The 15,684-nt window shown below is 33.5% G+C and carries 12 protein-coding genes, 1 tRNA gene and 1 pseudogene; 8 read left to right on the top strand and 6 right to left on the bottom strand.

What is annotated here, in order from left to right; all coding sequences use genetic code 11:
* Positions 1 to 7: 7 nt before the first annotated feature.
* Positions 8 to 633: pseudogene (locus tag BQ5209_RS11030) on the bottom strand (TRIC cation channel family protein).
* The gene (gene mtnN, locus BQ5209_RS07515; RefSeq protein WP_085247925.1) at positions 630 to 1,322 is read right to left on the bottom strand and encodes a 5'-methylthioadenosine/S-adenosylhomocysteine nucleosidase; all 693 of its coding nucleotides are present in this window, start codon (positions 1,320 to 1,322) and stop codon (positions 630 to 632) included. Before mtnN ends, BQ5209_RS11030 begins: the two are co-directional and overlap by 4 nt.
* Before the next feature lie 77 nt (positions 1,323 to 1,399).
* Between mtnN and BQ5209_RS07510 the strand changes: the two genes are divergently transcribed.
* Together BQ5209_RS07510 and BQ5209_RS07505 are read left to right on the top strand one after the other, a co-directional pair.
* Positions 1,400 to 2,191, top strand: coding sequence for an SDR family oxidoreductase (locus BQ5209_RS07510; RefSeq protein WP_085247924.1), 792 nt, complete (start codon positions 1,400 to 1,402; stop codon positions 2,189 to 2,191).
* A gap of 26 nt (positions 2,192 to 2,217) precedes the next feature.
* A complete protein-coding gene (locus tag BQ5209_RS07505; protein WP_085247923.1) occupies positions 2,218 to 3,087 on the top strand; it encodes a co-chaperone YbbN in 870 nt (289 codons plus the stop codon).
* Between the two features lie 62 nt (positions 3,088 to 3,149).
* Here the strand turns inward: BQ5209_RS07505 and map are convergent, their stop codons facing one another.
* Positions 3,150 to 3,938 (bottom strand): type I methionyl aminopeptidase, encoded by a 789-nt coding sequence (gene map / locus BQ5209_RS07500; RefSeq protein ID WP_085247922.1) that lies wholly within the window; start codon positions 3,936 to 3,938, stop codon positions 3,150 to 3,152.
* Positions 3,939 to 4,154: 216 nt separating this feature from the next.
* On the opposite strand from map, the gene rlmC reads away from it, so the two are divergent.
* From rlmC to BQ5209_RS07485, 3 genes are all read left to right on the top strand, one after another.
* Positions 4,155 to 5,303, top strand: coding sequence for a 23S rRNA (uracil(747)-C(5))-methyltransferase RlmC (gene rlmC / locus BQ5209_RS07495; RefSeq protein ID WP_085247921.1), 1,149 nt, complete (start codon positions 4,155 to 4,157; stop codon positions 5,301 to 5,303).
* Positions 5,304 to 5,537: 234 nt separating this feature from the next.
* Entirely contained in the window at positions 5,538 to 7,109 is a 1,572-nt protein-coding gene (gshA, locus tag BQ5209_RS07490) for a glutamate--cysteine ligase (protein ID WP_085247920.1), read from the top strand.
* On the top strand, positions 7,102 to 7,890 hold the full coding sequence (locus BQ5209_RS07485) for an endonuclease/exonuclease/phosphatase family protein (RefSeq protein ID WP_085247919.1): 789 nt from the start codon (positions 7,102 to 7,104) through the stop codon (positions 7,888 to 7,890). The genes gshA and BQ5209_RS07485 overlap by 8 nt, the downstream gene beginning before the upstream one ends.
* Here the strand turns inward: BQ5209_RS07485 and BQ5209_RS07480 are convergent.
* Both BQ5209_RS07480 and rnhA read right to left on the bottom strand, forming a co-directional pair.
* Positions 7,862 to 8,932 carry a transglycosylase SLT domain-containing protein gene (locus BQ5209_RS07480; RefSeq protein WP_167370328.1) on the bottom strand — a complete coding sequence of 357 codons (1,071 nt, stop codon included), beginning with the start codon at positions 8,930 to 8,932 and terminating at the stop codon, positions 7,862 to 7,864. The genes BQ5209_RS07485 and BQ5209_RS07480 overlap by 29 nt on opposite strands.
* 509 nt (positions 8,933 to 9,441) lie before the next feature.
* Positions 9,442 to 9,915 carry a ribonuclease HI gene (gene rnhA, locus BQ5209_RS07475; protein ID WP_085247917.1) on the bottom strand — a complete coding sequence of 158 codons (474 nt, stop codon included), beginning with the start codon at positions 9,913 to 9,915 and terminating at the stop codon, positions 9,442 to 9,444.
* 221 nt (positions 9,916 to 10,136) lie between these two features.
* On the opposite strand from rnhA, the gene dnaQ reads away from it, so the two are divergent.
* Positions 10,137 to 10,871, top strand: coding sequence for a DNA polymerase III subunit epsilon (gene dnaQ / locus BQ5209_RS07470; protein ID WP_085247916.1), 735 nt, complete (start codon positions 10,137 to 10,139; stop codon positions 10,869 to 10,871).
* 117 nt (positions 10,872 to 10,988) lie between these two features.
* Positions 10,989 to 11,065 (top strand) — tRNA-Asp (locus BQ5209_RS07465).
* Positions 11,066 to 11,324: 259 nt separating this feature from the next.
* Here BQ5209_RS07465 and BQ5209_RS07460 read toward each other — a convergent pair.
* Complete coding sequence (locus BQ5209_RS07460) at positions 11,325 to 12,383, bottom strand: beta/alpha barrel domain-containing protein (RefSeq protein ID WP_085247915.1); 1,059 nt, start codon at positions 12,381 to 12,383, stop codon at positions 11,325 to 11,327.
* 527 nt (positions 12,384 to 12,910) lie between these two features.
* Here BQ5209_RS07460 and BQ5209_RS07455 point away from each other — a divergent pair.
* Entirely contained in the window at positions 12,911 to 15,682 is a 2,772-nt protein-coding gene (locus BQ5209_RS07455; protein ID WP_085247914.1) for a flavocytochrome c, read from the top strand.
* Positions 15,683 to 15,684: the final 2 nt, after the last annotated feature.

Below are 15,684 nucleotides of genomic sequence, written 5' to 3'. Positions count from 1 at the left end.
TATCCATTTAATGATTTTTTAATCCAACAATAGGCAGAGTAAGGTTACGATAAATAGCTAATAATCGAATAACCAGTATGACCAAAATACCAATGAATGTTGAATATTCTAAAGGTAGTTTGAGTGCATTATAGGTGATAACATGGATTGTTCCACCAATGACGCAAGCAGTTGCATAGATGTCGGTTTTAAATACCATTGGAATGTCTTGAGCAAGTACATCTCGAATAATACCTCCACCTACACCAGTTATAACCCCCATACAAACTGCTACCAAACTATTTACGTTAGAATAAATTGCTTTGTTGACGCCAATACCCACAAACACAGCAAGACCGATTGCATCTAATACAGAAAATAACCATTTAGGGACTATACTGATGATGAGTAACGTAATAAGAGCATTATTATTAACGATGTGATAATTGCAACATACAAATCGGTAGACTCAGTGATCCAAAAGATCGGCTCATGATTTAAAACAATATCGCGGATTGTACCGCCACCAATAGCGGTAATGACTGCTAGCACTAAGGCACCTATTGGATCCATCTCTTTTTTAGCTGCTAATAATACGCCAGAAATAGCAAATACAATGGTACCTAATATGTCAAACCAAAAAAGATAACTCACGCAAGCTCACTTAGCATTGATTCAACAATAAGTGATGATTGTGTTGCAGCTAACTTTAAAAAGGATTGGAAATCAACTGCAGATTCATTATCTCCATTATCTGAGATAGCTCGAACAACCACAAATGGTACTTTAAATAACCAGCAAACATGACCAATAGCTGCGGCTTCCATTTCAACAGCGATAGCATTCGGAAAAGTTTGTTTTATTCTTGCTAAATTGCTTTTACCATTTATGAAAGCATCTCCACTACCAATTGAACCTTCAATCGCATTAACTCCGTGCTTTTTTATACAGAGTTTAGCTAATGATTGGTATTTTTGATCAGCATCAAATGCTACAGGACATCCAGACATTTGGCCTGGTTTGTAACCAAAAGCAGTCAAATCAACATCGTGGTAAAAAACATCCTTTGAAACAATAATATCACCAATATTAAGGTTGGAAGATAACCCTCCAGCCGAACCTGTGTTGATAACAGCATCTACTTTATAATTATTTAATAATAACGTAGTGCCTGATGCTGCAGCTACTTTACCAATACCAGATTGAAGTAGAACAATTTCACAACCAGCAATTTGGCCTAAATGAAAATCACAACCTGAATAACGCTCAACGTGATAATGGGTGATTTTACTTTTTAATATGGCTACTTCTTCTTCCATTGCAGCAATAATAGCAATTTTCATACGATCCTCTTGGCTTAGTTTGGGTAACTTCAAATTAGATGTGTTATCATAGTTTGAGAAGAAAAATTTGACAATATATGAATCAATCGGAGCTTAAATTGCGAACAATATTTATTACAGGTTGCTCAAGTGGAATAGGGCTAACCTCCGCCATTGCTTTAAAAAAACGTGGCTATCGTGTTATTGCTTCGTGTCGCAAATCATTGGACCAACAAAAACTTATTGAGCAAGGATTTGAAACTGTGCTTCTTGATCTTGACAATCCAGAATCTGTCAAGCAAGCAGCACAAGATGTTCTTGCTTTGTCTGAAGGCAAATTATATGCGTTATTTAACAACGCAGGTTTCGGGGTTTATGGTCGATTAAGCACGATCAGCCGTGAGCAGTTAGAATCTCAATTTTCCACCAATTTTTTTGGAGTCCATCAGTTGACAAAATTACTACTTCCAGCCATGCTAGAACAAGATGAAGGACGTATTATTCAAACAAGTTCAATTGTTGGTATCGTTGCAACACCGGGGAGAGGTGCTTATTCAGCTAGCAAATATGCCTTAGAAGCTTGGTCTGATGTATTAAGGTTGGAATTAGCACAAACCAATATAAAGGTTTGTTTAATTGAACCGGGCCCATTAAAGACATATTTCTCAAACAATGTGAATCAAACAGAGCAAAAAAATATGGTAACAAATCCACCTATAGCTAAACGATTTACTTTACCGCCCGAGGCAGTGTTGCCTTACTTATTCCATGCCCTTGAACATGACAAACCTAAAATACGTTACAGGGTAACAAAAATAACCAAAATAGCGGCTATTGCTAAACGTTTGCTTCCTGATAGATTAATGGATAAAATTTTAAAAAATAAATAATAAATCATTATACCTTAGGACATAATATGCAAAATCAATTTATTTTTGATATTAATGAGCAAAATATTCAAGAGGTGATTGAAAGATCATCGTCATTCCCTGTGCTATTTTATTTTTGGTCGGCTAGAAGTCCAAATTATGAAGCAATGACTCAAACTTTAACTAAATTAGCTAATGAACATCATGGTCAATTTATTTTGGCAAGTGTTAATTGTGATGAACAACAAATGTTAGCTGCTCAATTTGGTTTACGGGCAATCCCAACAGTTTATTTATTTCAAAATGGTCAACCTGTAGATGGTTTTCAAGGACCTCAGTCTGAAGAAACCATAAAAACTTTTTTAGAAAAAGTGCTACCAAATGAAGATGAGCTTAAATTAATTGAAGCTCAAAATTTATTTCATGAAGCCAAATATGAAGAAGCATTACCACTATTACGGCAAACTTGGAAATCACTTACCGATCATTTGGGCAAACCAAGAACAGATATTGCATTAATGCTAATAAAATCACAAATTGAACTTAAACAACTAAATGAAGCAAAAGAAGTGCTTGCAACTATTCCACTACAAGATCAAGATTCAAGCTATCATGGATTACAAGCTGAAATAGAACTACTTGAACAAGCTGCTAATTCTCCTGAATTGCAGCAATTACAAGCAGAATTTGCTCAACATCCTGATAACGTTGAATTAATGATTCAATTGTCTTCTCAATTAATGCATGTAGGACGTCATGAGGAAGCATTAGAGTTATTATTTAAACCGCTAACAAAAGATCTTAATGTTGGTGACGGACAAGTGAAGAAAACATTACTTGATTTACTAGCAGCATTAGGTACAAGTAATCCATTGGCCAGTAGTTATCGACGTAAGTTGTATACTTTATTATATTAAGATTTATGAAATTTAATAAAGTGCAGGATTCAACAATAAATTATTGTTGAATCGCTTTTTATTTAGTGTTCAATAATGCGAGGAAAATCTTCGTTACTACGTAATGTTAAGACTTCAACACCATTTTCAGTAACTAAAATAGTATGTTCATATTGTGCCGAAAGACCATGATCTTTGGTTTTGACTGTCCAGCCATCTTTCATGGTACGGGTACGCCAATCGCCTGTATTTATCATAGGTTCAATAGTAAAAGTCATGCCTGGTTTTAAAATTACACCGCCGTCATCAGCGTCATAATGTAAAACTTGAGGTTCGTCATGATAGACCTCACCAATACCATGACCACAATATTCCCGAACTGAAGAAAAACCAAATTTATCGACATATTTTTGAATCGTTTTACCAATTTCCTTTAAACGTATGCCGGGTTTGATAATTTTAATCGCCTCGTAAAGGCTTTCTTGTGTAACTTGGCACAATTTTTCACCTGCGATAGTTGGCTTACCAGCAATGTACATTCTAGAAGTATCACCGTGATAACCATCTTTGATAACTGTTACATCAATATTTAAAATATCACCATCTTTTAACTTTTTGTCAAAGCTCGGAATACCATGGCAAACCACATCATTAATTGAAATACAACTGGTGTGTTGATAGCCACTATAGCCAATATTAGCTGGAATAGCTTTTTGAACGTTAACAATATGTTCATAACAAATTTTGTCTAGTTCACCAGTACTAATACCTGGTTTAACATAGGGTTCAATGACTTCTAATACTTCAGCTGCAAGTTTTCCTGCGATGCGCATTTTCTCGATTTCTGCGGGAGTTTTTAACTTAATAGACATTAAATTGTTCCTGTAATATTAATGATAACTCCCCATTATACACCGCTATTTCTTCAAATCATACCAAGCGTTAAATTAAGTATTTTACTTATGCTTTTGTAATATTGGTGAAAAAGCTTCAGGAAAGTATGTGTTTTAGTATAAAATTCAAAACTGCACTTCTATTAGTATGATTTATGTATATTATAATTCATTATAAAAAAGGTTTTTATCGTAATGCAATGTCGCTTTTATCAGCAAAAAAAATGTTTATCTTGTCAGTGGATAGATCGTCCTTACTATGTACAACTTGCAGAAAAACAAAATAAGCTATTACAACAATTAACTCCATTTGAACCTAAAGATGTTAGAGAACCATTCCCTAGTAATGAAGTTGCTTTTCGTAATAAAGCAAAAATGGTGGTATTGGGCACTGTTGAAAAGCCAATTTTAGGAATACAAACAGAAAATGAGATGGTCGATTTATGTGATTGTCCCCTTTATTCCAATAATATGCAAAATATCCTTAAAATAGTTCGAACTTTCATCCGTAAACAAGGACTTGTACCTTATAATATTAATAAGCGTAAAGGAGAGTTGAAATTTGTTATTGTTACTGAAAGTAAAGAGAATAATATAAGCTGTTTTATGCTGCGATTTGTTTTAAAATCGCACAAATTTGTCGATAAAATAAATAATTCTGTCAAACAATTACAAGATAAAATACAAAACTTAAAGGTAATTTCAATAAATATCCAACCTAATCATGCAGCTATTTTAGAAGGGGAAGAAGAAATTGTTTTAACCGATAATCCATTCTTACCAATGACGTTAAATGGTATTCCTCTTTTTATTAAGTCTAAAAGTTTTTTTCAAACCAATACCTATGTTGCCAGCAGCCTGTATAAAACTGCAAGTGACTGGATCTCAAATTTACCTATTCATTCAATTTGGGATCTGTTTTGTGGCGTAGGCGGTTTTGGTTTAAGCTGTATTAGCCTAGATCCTGAAAAGGACATGCAACTTACCGGGATTGAAATTAGTCAAGATGCAATTGAGTGTGCAACTCAATCAGTAAACAAGTTAGGCTTTAAGCAATTATTTTTTAAATCATTTGATGCAACACAATATGCGATAGCTCAACAAAGTGTGCCGGATTTAGTGTTACTAAATCCACCAAGACGTGGAGCAGGTAAAACACTTATGCAGTACTTGGAACAAATGGCACCCAATTATCTTATGTATTCAAGTTGTAACTTATTTTCTTTAGTCGATGATTTAAAAATGTTATCAAATTATCAAATCCAAAAAGTACAATTATTTGACATGTTTCCACATACCTCGCATATGGAAGTGTTGGTTCTATTACAGAAGAAAGATAAATAAGTTATAAATTCTTTTTTCATCTATAAAATAGTTGTGTTTTTTTAAAAGCAATTAAATATTTGATATTATATTATCTGTAATAAAAAAATGGGTGCTTATCGTCTTTTGAATGAGCATGTTTACACATAAATAGAGTTTTTATGTTAGGCATTTTTATAAATTACCCCATTGTTAATACTAAATTATGTTAATATAAAAAATATTAAATAACTTCATTTTAAGGATGCGTAAAATATGATTCCTGATGTCTCAAAAGCACTTGATTGGTTAGAAAAACACTACACCATTTTACAAGGTATTCAACGTGGTATTGAACGTGAAACTTTACGCATTTTGCCTGATGGATCATTGTCGAAAACTTCATTTCCTTCAAAAATTGGTGCTGCATTAACTCATCCCTGGATCACAACTGACTTTGCTGAATCAATGTTAGAATTTATCACACCAGTTAATACTAATATTGATTATATGTTAACGTTTTTGCGCGATCTGCATCGTTATGCTAGCGTAAATGTCGGCGATGAACTGATGTGGTCCTTAAGTATGCCTTGTTTTGTTGCAAACGAGAAAGATATTATCCTTGCACAGTATGGTACATCTAATGAAGGGCGTTTTAAAACAGTTTATCGAGAAGGTCTAAAAAACCGTTATGGTGCAATGATGCAAACCATATCTGGCGTTCATTATAATTTTTCATTACCTACCGCATTTTGGCAAGCAAGAAACGGGATAAAAAATACTGAAGAAGGGAAATCGGTTATTTCTGAAGGTTATTTTACCCTAATACGCAATTATTATCGTTTTGGTTGGGTTATTCCTTATTTATTTGGTGCTTCTCCCTCGATGTGTTCTTCATTTATTCAAGATCCACAAAAAGCCCAAGCCTTTATTGAACAAACAAATGGTAATTGCTATTTACCTTATGCAACCTCTTTAAGATTAAGTGATATTGGATACACTAATAATGCACAAAAACAGCTTGGTATTACTTTCAATCATTTAGAAACATATGTCAAAGGACTTAAACGTGCCACCCATACAAAATCAGCGGAATTTGCTAAATTGGGTATTAAAGTTGATGGTCATTATCGCCAAGTAAATGATAATGTATTGCAAATTGAAAATGAATTTTACGCGCCAATCCGACCTAAACGAGTACCAATGGCAGGAGAGTCTCCATCAGATGCTCTGTTACGCGGTGGGATTGAGTATATTGAAGTACGTGCATTAGATGTTAATCCATTTTCACCAGTCGGGATTACGGAAGAGCAGATACGCTTTATCGATCTATTTTTAATTTGGTGTGCTCTAGCACCAGCACCTGAAATGAGCAGTCAAGAACTTGAATGTGCTAAATCAAATTGGAATAGAGTCATTATGGAAGGGCGAAAACCAGGACTTGAAATCGGTATTGGTTGTGATAGTAATCGAGAACCTTTAGCTAAAGTTGGACACGAATTATTTGAAGATTTATTGCATGTTGCTGATGTTTTAGATCATCAAGATGACACGCAGTGTTATCGTAAAGTGTGTGAACGTTTAGATTCAATGTTTGATCAACCGGAATTAACGCTATCAGCAAGAACACTACAAGCAATAAGTGATTTAGGTACAGCAAAATTTGGTTTAACTTTAGCAAGCCAGTATAAAAAACAACTTATGGCAGAACCTTTAGCACTATTAACTGAAGGTGACTTTGTTAAACAACGCAATTTATCTATTGAAAAACAAGAAAAGAAAGAACAGGATGATACTTTATCTTTTGATGAATATTTGGAGCAAAAAATGAAAGATAAAAATGTTTAAAAAACGTTATTATACTTTACGGTATCAGGCAAGCAATGAAGTTGAGTTGATCTTGCCTCATCAACAAATAAGAGTTAATAAACCGTTAATTGATCAAAGATCTTTTTCAATTTTAGTTTGGAATATTTTTAAACAAAAAAGAGCTGATTGTATTGATACACTCAAACAATATGTTGACAAAACTAAACTAATTTTATTACAAGAAGCTCAAACAACATCACCTTTACTTAATTTTATTTCACAACATAATAAAATTGCAGATCATGTGCCTGCATATCGTTTTAACGATATTTATGCTGGAGTCATGACAATTTCTGATTCACTCCCAACCTCTCTTTTTTCTTTCAGAGAAAAGGAACCATTAATCCGTGTTTCTAAATCCGCTTTGATTACTATTTATCCAATTCGTCATTCTAAGCAACAATTATTAGTTGCTAATATACATGCTGTAAATTTCAGTATTGGTGTAAAAGTCTATCGACAGCAAATATATATGCTATTAAATCGAATAAAAGAGCATAATGGCCCAGTTATTTTGGCAGGAGATTTTAATGCCTGGAGTCGGCAGAGGCTTAATTTGTTATACCATCTTGTTCGTTCAATTGAAGTTAAACCAGTTAATTTTTCAGTCGACATTCGAAAGACGTTTATGGGTAGACCACTTGATTTTGTTTTTTATCGAGGATTACAACTTAACGCAGCTGAAATTATTAGCACAACCGCATCAGATCATAATCCTCTATTAGTTAATTTTAAATTGGATTTGCACTGGCGAGATTAATTGTTAAAATATCACCTTCTTGAACCCTAGAATTTTTTAGATTATTCCATTGCAATATATCCGTAATTTTTACACGGTAATTTTTGGCTATAGAATAAAGACTATCTCCAGCTTTGACAAGATAAGCAATTTTTCTTACATTTCTTTCTCGATCGCTATTACTAGTAATACTGTTGTATTGAATTGAATTTGAATGACTAAATTCAAATGGCATATTACTATGAGGAATATCCTGTAAAAGTTCCGTAATCTCATTTGCAACCAAATTTTCGGCTTGTAACTTTTTAAATAAAGTTTCAGCATGAGTATAAGGAACTAGTAGATGGAAAGGGCCATTTACAGTTTGTTGCACATATCCTGCATTATATGATGTTAGTTCATTGAGTGATATCCCAGTGTATTTTGCAATTTTAGCTAACGAAATATTTTTTGACATATCAATTCTAACAAGTGAATTTTCGTAATTACAATCAGGTAACTTGATACCATAACGTTTATTGTTTTTAATAATATCAATTATTGCTAAAATTTTAGGGACATAGTGCATGGTCTCGGTTGGCAACTCTAACGACCAATAATTAATAGGTAAGCCTTTTGCTTGATTTTTTTCAATCGCTCTTCTTATACGTCCTTCACCTGCATTATAAGCAGCAAGCGTTAATAACCAATCTCCATTAAAACGGTTGTTTAAATTTTGTAGCAATAAAATTGCAGAACTAGTGGATGCGATTAGATCGCGACGAGCATCAAACGAACTATTTTGTTGTAAGCCATACTCTCTAGCTGTAACTGGTACAAATTGCCATAATCCTGCTGCATGTGCTGATGATGTTGCAAGTGGATCATAAGCACTTTCAATTAATGGAATTAACGCTAATTCAACCGGTAAATTGTTCTTTTTGAGTTGATTAATGATGTAATAAACATAAGGCTCAGAACGTAATGCAACTGTTTCAAATCCTTGAGGGTTACGTAGTAAACGCTCTCTTTCTGCTATAACTCGGCTATTTTCTGGCACATTAACGTCAATTTGATTCAACATAAATTGCCAAGGATTTTGAGTTATAGATACATAATTACTGGAACTATTTCTATTATTTTTCGCTGTATTTTTTGAATATTTAATTCTAACAACAGCATTATGTCGTGGCCCATGATTCTGACATGCGACTAAAAATGAACATAATATTGTAAATATTAATAATTTTTTCATTATACTGATAGATTGTTTGTTGTTTAAGCTATTTATTATACCTAAAAAATATCCATTTGGCTTCTAAAAAAAGAGAGTAACTCTAACTAAATGTTAAATTTAGATTTATTTTATAATTTTTTTCCATTTACATCTTAAAAAAATATTGATTTTTTGGATATTTAATAAAGTAGATGATAAGGTCATCGATATTGTTTATATTGCACTCTAAATAAGACGGAATTTTATGTAATTTAGTATTGTTTTTCATTGAGCAGTTAGATTTTAAGACTCTAATGCTAAACGCCTCGTTAGCTGGAATCTGTTTGATCAATTATTCCTAAATCAGTTAGTTCAAATTAGTCGACTGATAATTGTTCAAAATAGGTATCGTAAAGAGTAGGGGATTGAGCCTGCATTTTGGCTAAAATGTCACAACGTTCGTTCTCAATATGTCCAGCATGACCTTTTACCCAAATCCAATCAATTTTGTGAATCTGTACTAATCCATCAAGTTTTTTCCATAAGTCGACATTTTTTACTGGTTGTTTGTTAGATGTCTTCCAACCATTTTTTTTCCAACCGTGTATCCAATTGATAATTCCATTTCGCAAATACTGACTATCAGAATATAATTCAATTTGACAAGGTTGCTTTAATTGTTCTAAAGCGACAATTGCTGCTAATAACTCCATGCGATTATTTGTTGTGTTAAAAAAACCTGCCGATAATATTTTTTCAGCTTGTCTATATTGTAAAATAGCTGCATAACCACCAGGACCGGGGTTACCAAGGCAAGAACCATCTGTATATATTTTGATTTTTTTTAACATCTTTTTGATTTCTTTTATAACTATTGAGAATTGATTTAAATTTGTTGTTTACTTTAATTTAAAAAGTGAGTTAATGGTCTTTAATTTATTTACTATTTTTGTAATGTTAGCAAATTGACGACTATCTTCATTTATGAAAGTATCAACATTAAAGTTTTTTGGTGCTAGACTATACCACTAAAAATGTTTTTACCCAATTATTGATATAAAAAGAGAAGCAAGTGATACATAATTCCACACGACAAATTGTATTAGATACTGAAACTACCGGCATGAACCAAGAAGGTAAAAATCACTATGAAGGACATAAGATTATTGAAATAGGTGCCGTTGAAGTGATTAATCGCCGTTTAACGGGTAACCATTTTCATGTTTATATTAATCCAGAACGCTTAATTGATGAGGATGCATTTAAAGTGCATGGCATAAGTGATGAGTTTGTTAAAGATAAACCAATTTTTAAAAATATAGCACATGATTTTATTAAATTTATTGATGGTGCAGAATTAATTATTCACAATGCCTCGTTTGATGTGGGCTTTATGGATTATGAATTTCGTCTTTGTGGACTAGATTTTAAAACTGTAGATCATTGTATTGTGACTGATACCTTGACCATGGCAAGACGCCTTTTTCCTGGGAAGCGTAATAATCTAGATGTATTATGTGAGCGCTATCAGATAGATAACTCTCATAGAACATTACATGGTGCATTATTAGATGCCGAAATTTTAGCTGAAGTTTATTTAGCTATGACTGGTGGACAAACAACTTTATCTTTTAGTTCAGAAGATAATAATTCATCTTCATCAGAATCTCATGTAATAAAAAGAGTAGAACGTAACGGTATACCTTTAAAAGTAATTAAAGCAACAGAATATGAACTTTCTGAACATGAGTCAGTTTTAAAAAAAATTGATAAAAAAAGTGGTGGTGCAGTGTGGTATTTAAATTAACGATTGTTTTGTATTCGATTAATAATGATTTTAAAAAAATCTATTGACGAGAATAAAAATAATCTTTAATATCACGCCTACTTTAATGTTCTAACATTAAAACTATCAAACAAAAGCGGAGCGGTAGTTCAGTTGGTTAGAATACCTGCCTGTCACGCAGGGGGTCGCGGGTTCGAGCCCCGTCCGTTCCGCCAATTCTTTAATAATATTAATTAAACTATTCTATTAAATTAAAGTGCTTTTCTATTACAATACTCGTTGTGTCAAATTTGTAGCGCTTTCTGATAACGTATATTCCGATGCTATTTAACTGCCTTGAAAATAAATAAGAATATCTTCTATTCTTTTTATCTAAGCCATTTTATTTTTGGTTATTACTATTTGAAAAATAGTAAAATGCTGTGATTGATTAAATAAAAGACAGGACATCAAGCCCTGTTTTGATGATATATATCAATTAGATTTAAATGTTTGTTTAATTTCTATCGCCAGTAATGGATTCCACATCGCACCAGTAGCACTCATGACAGCATCAGCACCACTTTTTATAAATTGATGATAATGTTCACTAGAACTAACACCACCAACACCTACAATAGCAAATTTTAGATCCATTTCCTGACGATATTTAGCTAAACGGCTCACCATATCTAAACCAGCCCAACGGATTGCATCACCACAAACTCCGCCTTCTTTTCTATTTTCGCCTAATGCAGGATGGCCATGAGCATCAACAGGTTTTGCAGATAACGTGTTAATAGTACTTAAACCATCAATAATGGATCCTACTCGATTGAGTAATGAAATAATTTTTTCATCATCAGCAAAATAAGCTAGTTTTAAAATAAGTGGACGATCAGAAACAGCCGTTTTAATTTCATTAACAATTCGTTCAACTTTATCAATATCAAAGCAAAGTAATTTACTTGCCCCTTCATTCGGGCAGCTTAAATTTGCCTCAAGAATAGGTGCATTGGTTTCCCGAACTAATTTTGCAGCTAAAGCATAATCTTTTTCTATATCACCAATACCCTGTGTTCCTTGAAAACTTCCAATTACACATTGTCCATGATTAGCCGCTTTCACAGCATCAGCCATATCAGGTTGCCAAACATCTGGAGAAAAAGAAGGAACACCAAATGAGTTAGTAATTGATAACGGTTGATTATAATCAGTATTAGCTAATACCGTATCTAAATTACACGATAATTTACCTTTAGGATGAACCGATAAGACATTAGGTAAAGGATGACACTTATGCAACTTGGTTCTGACTGTTTTATAAACACACAAGTCAAATCCATAAGCAAATGCTGCTTTGATATAATGTGCATTTAATAAGGGGCCTGCAGGTATACCAAATGGTAAATTGACATCAACATTTAAGAACTTTGAAGATTTTGTTGGGATTTGTTGCGCTTTATCTAATTGTGCAAAAAGACCAAAGGGACCTTGAGCATAATTATCTTCGTAACTTATAGTTGGATTATAAAAAGGTGTTAAAAATTGCATACTATCTCCTAATTATGGATGTTCTTAAGGTAAGATTGATCATTAATTTGTAATAAAAATAAAAATAAAAAGAAGAGCTTTTTAAAACAAAAAAAATCCTCCTTAAAGGAGGACTAAAAAATAGGATCAATAGAGAATAGAAAATTGGTTTTAATTTTAAGCGCCCAATCGGTATTACAAACATTACGATATTCTCTTTATGTTAACTTTAATGCATTTTATATTAACAAAAGTAAAGTTCAACATAAAAATCATAAAAAATATGTAACCAAATGAAATACTTATAGTGTTTTTTTTTAGATTTTTAGTTATAACTGTGACAGTTTAACCGTTATAGAAGCTAAAAAATAACTAAAACCGTAATTTATTTATATCGATAATTTTCTAATCAATTAATAAACCTAAGAAAATTTTAGTCGAAAAAATGATACACGTTACTATTAGTGACATTAATCTAAGTGGAGAATGGCTTTTGGTAATGTTATCATTACTGGAAACTAAAAAGATTAAATGTTAGGTATATAAAAATGCAAAATGAAAATATTTTTAAGCCGCTAACGCTGCCTAATGGTATTAGGCTAAAAAACCGCATAATGATGGCACCAATGACAACTTGTTCTGGTTTTTATGATGGTTCAGTTACGCATGACTTGATAGAATATTATCGTGTAAGATCAGGTGAAATAGGCACTATTATTGTCGAATGTGGTTTTGTTGATAATAAAGGATTAGCTTTTCCTGGCGCTATAGGTTTAGATAGTGATGAGAAAATAGAAGGTTTAGCAAAAATAGCTAAGATTATCAAAGAACAAGGATCTACAGCTATTATTCAGGTTTATCATGGTGGACGGATGGTTGAACCAAAGTTAATTGGAGGCCAATCGCCAGTTGGACCTAGCGCTATTGCGGCCCCACGTCCAAATGCCCCCACTCCAATTGAATTAACAGCGGCAGAAGTAGACGACATGATTGATAAGTTTGGTCAAGCCGTACGTCGAGCTATTCAAGCGGGTTTTGACGGCATAGAAATTCATGGCGCCAATACCTATTTAATCCAACAATTTTATTCCCCTAATTCAAATCAAAGGAACGATAAATGGGGCGGTAGCCGTGATAATCGTACTCGATTCCCGCTTGCTGTTTTAGATATTACCCATAATATGGTCAAGCAATATGCAACATCTGAATTTATTGTTGGCTACCGCTTTTCTCCCGAAGAGTTAGAAGTCCCAGGAATTCGTTTTGATGATACAATGTATTTACTTGAAAAATTGGCTGAAAAAGGACTTGATTATTTCCATTTTTCAATGGGAGCGACACTTAGACCATCAATAGTTGATACACAAGATCCTACGCCGTTAATCAATAAATATGTTGCAATGCGTTCAGAAACATTAGCTAAAATTCCTGTTGTGGGTGTTGGTAATGTTATTAATAAAAATGATGTTGATAATGCCATAGACAATGGTTATGACTTAGTTGCAGTTGGTCGGGCTTGTATTGCTTATCCTGATTGGATAAGCCGTATTAAGAAAGGCGAGAAACTAGAACTATTTATCAATAGTGATAAACGTGAAGAGCTTAATATTCCTGAACCTTTGTGGCGTTTTTCTTTGGTTGAAAGCTTGATTCGAGATGTTAACCTTAATGTTAAAAAATTCCAACCAGGTAATTACCAAGAAACAGTCAATGACGAATCTTATGAGTTTCTTATTAATGTTGAATTAGGTAAAGATTTTATTAAAGATATAGCGTTGGTGAACGCTAAAGAGTTTGATAATGACATTCTAGATAACTTCACTGTTATAAAAAATAGAATTATTGATTCAAACAGCCCACATGTTGATACTATTTCGGGAGCAACTACTCAATGCGAAGCTTTCAAAAAAGCTGTCACTAAAGCGATGGCAAAATCTAATAAAGCTGCAATTATTGCCGAAGGTGGCGATCCAAATGACCAATCTTTCGATGTTATAGTAGTTGGTAGTGGTGGTGCAGGGTTAGCAGCCGCTATACAAGCTCATGATCTGGGCGCAAATGTGGTAATTGTTGAGCAAATGTCTGTTATTGGCGGTAATACGAATAAAGCCTCGGCAGGTATGAATGCTGCAGAAACCAAGTTCCAAAAAATTAAAGGTATCAAAGACAGTAAAGAACTCTTTTATCAAGAAACGATGATAGGTGGAAAAAATAAAAATAACCCTGACTTATTGCGGTATTTTGTTGAAAATGCACCAGATGCGATCAATTGGTTAGATGATAATGGTATTGAACTAAGTGGTATTACAACAACTGGCGGTATGAGTATTGATCGAACACACCGCCCAGAAAGTGGAGCAGCGGTAGGTGGTTTCTTAATCAGTGGGCTAGTCAGAAATATCAATAAGCGTGGTATCGAAGTCATGCTTGATACAGCAGTTACTGAAATTGTAACCGAAAACCATAAAATTATTGGCGTTAAAGTTTCAGAAGAAGACGGTTCAACTCATATGATAAAAACCAAAGCTGTCATTATTGCAACCGGTGGATTTAGTGCCAATACTGCAATGGTTGAAAAATATCGCCCTGATCTTAAAGGATTTGTCACCACTAATCATAAAGGTGCTACCGGCTCTGGTATTATGATGCTTGAAAAGCTTGGTGCTGGAACCGTTGATATGGGAGAAATTCAAATTCATCCAACCGTTGAACAAACCTCTTCTTATTTAATTTCAGAATCTATTCGTGGTGGGGGCGCGATACTTGTATCGCAAGAAGGCCAACGATTTGTTAATGAACTTGACACCCGGGACAATGTATCAGCTGAGATTATCAAACTACCGGAACACTATGCTTATATTTTATTTGATCAACAAGTACGTGATGAAAACAGATCAGTTGAAGAATATGTTGCAAATGAACTTGTTATCCAAGCAAATACGATTGAAGAATTAGCTCAAAAACTATCGATTAATGACAATACATTAACTAAAACTATAAAACGATACAATCATTTTGCAACAACTAAAAATGATGAAGATTTTGGACGAACAACAGGTATGCGTCATCCAATAGAAAAAGGACCTTTCTATGCAATAAAAATTGCACCAGGCGTTCACCATACAATGGGAGGTGTTACTATTAATACTCAAACACAAGTCTTAGATGCTAATAAAAATATCATTCATGGCGTCTTCGCTGCAGGTGAGGTAGTGGGGGGAGTACATGGCGCAAACCGTATAGGTGGTAACGCAGTTGCAGATATCATTATTTTTGGCATGCAGGCGGGTAAAAAAGCTGTTGATTATATTAAAAGTTAATT

The sequence above is a fragment of the Gilliamella mensalis genome, from assembly GCF_900103085.1.
GTDB classification, from domain to species: Bacteria; Pseudomonadota; Gammaproteobacteria; order Enterobacterales; family Orbaceae; genus Gilliamella; species Gilliamella mensalis.
This window is presented reverse-complemented; position numbering and strand designations above follow the sequence as displayed.

Coding starts and splice junctions, on each gene's coding strand:
- gshA (WP_085247920.1), top strand. CDS start 5,538: ATGATTCCTGATGTCTCAAAAGCACTTGATTGGTTAGAAAAACACTAC.
- BQ5209_RS07460 (WP_085247915.1), bottom strand. CDS start 12,383: ATGCAATTTTTAACACCTTTTTATAATCCAACTATAAGTTACGAAGAT.
- BQ5209_RS07455 (WP_085247914.1), top strand. CDS start 12,911: ATGCAAAATGAAAATATTTTTAAGCCGCTAACGCTGCCTAATGGTATT.
- BQ5209_RS07510 (WP_085247924.1), top strand. CDS start 1,400: ATGAATCAATCGGAGCTTAAATTGCGAACAATATTTATTACAGGTTGC.
- rnhA (WP_085247917.1), bottom strand. CDS start 9,915: ATGTTAAAAAAAATCAAAATATATACAGATGGTTCTTGCCTTGGTAAC.
- mtnN (WP_085247925.1), bottom strand. CDS start 1,322: ATGAAAATTGCTATTATTGCTGCAATGGAAGAAGAAGTAGCCATATTA.
- BQ5209_RS07505 (WP_085247923.1), top strand. CDS start 2,218: ATGCAAAATCAATTTATTTTTGATATTAATGAGCAAAATATTCAAGAG.
- BQ5209_RS07480 (WP_167370328.1), bottom strand. CDS start 8,932: ATGTTGAATCAAATTGACGTTAATGTGCCAGAAAATAGCCGAGTTATA.
- rlmC (WP_085247921.1), top strand. CDS start 4,155: ATGCAATGTCGCTTTTATCAGCAAAAAAAATGTTTATCTTGTCAGTGG.
- BQ5209_RS07485 (WP_085247919.1), top strand. CDS start 7,102: ATGTTTAAAAAACGTTATTATACTTTACGGTATCAGGCAAGCAATGAA.
- map (WP_085247922.1), bottom strand. CDS start 3,938: ATGTCTATTAAGTTAAAAACTCCCGCAGAAATCGAGAAAATGCGCATC.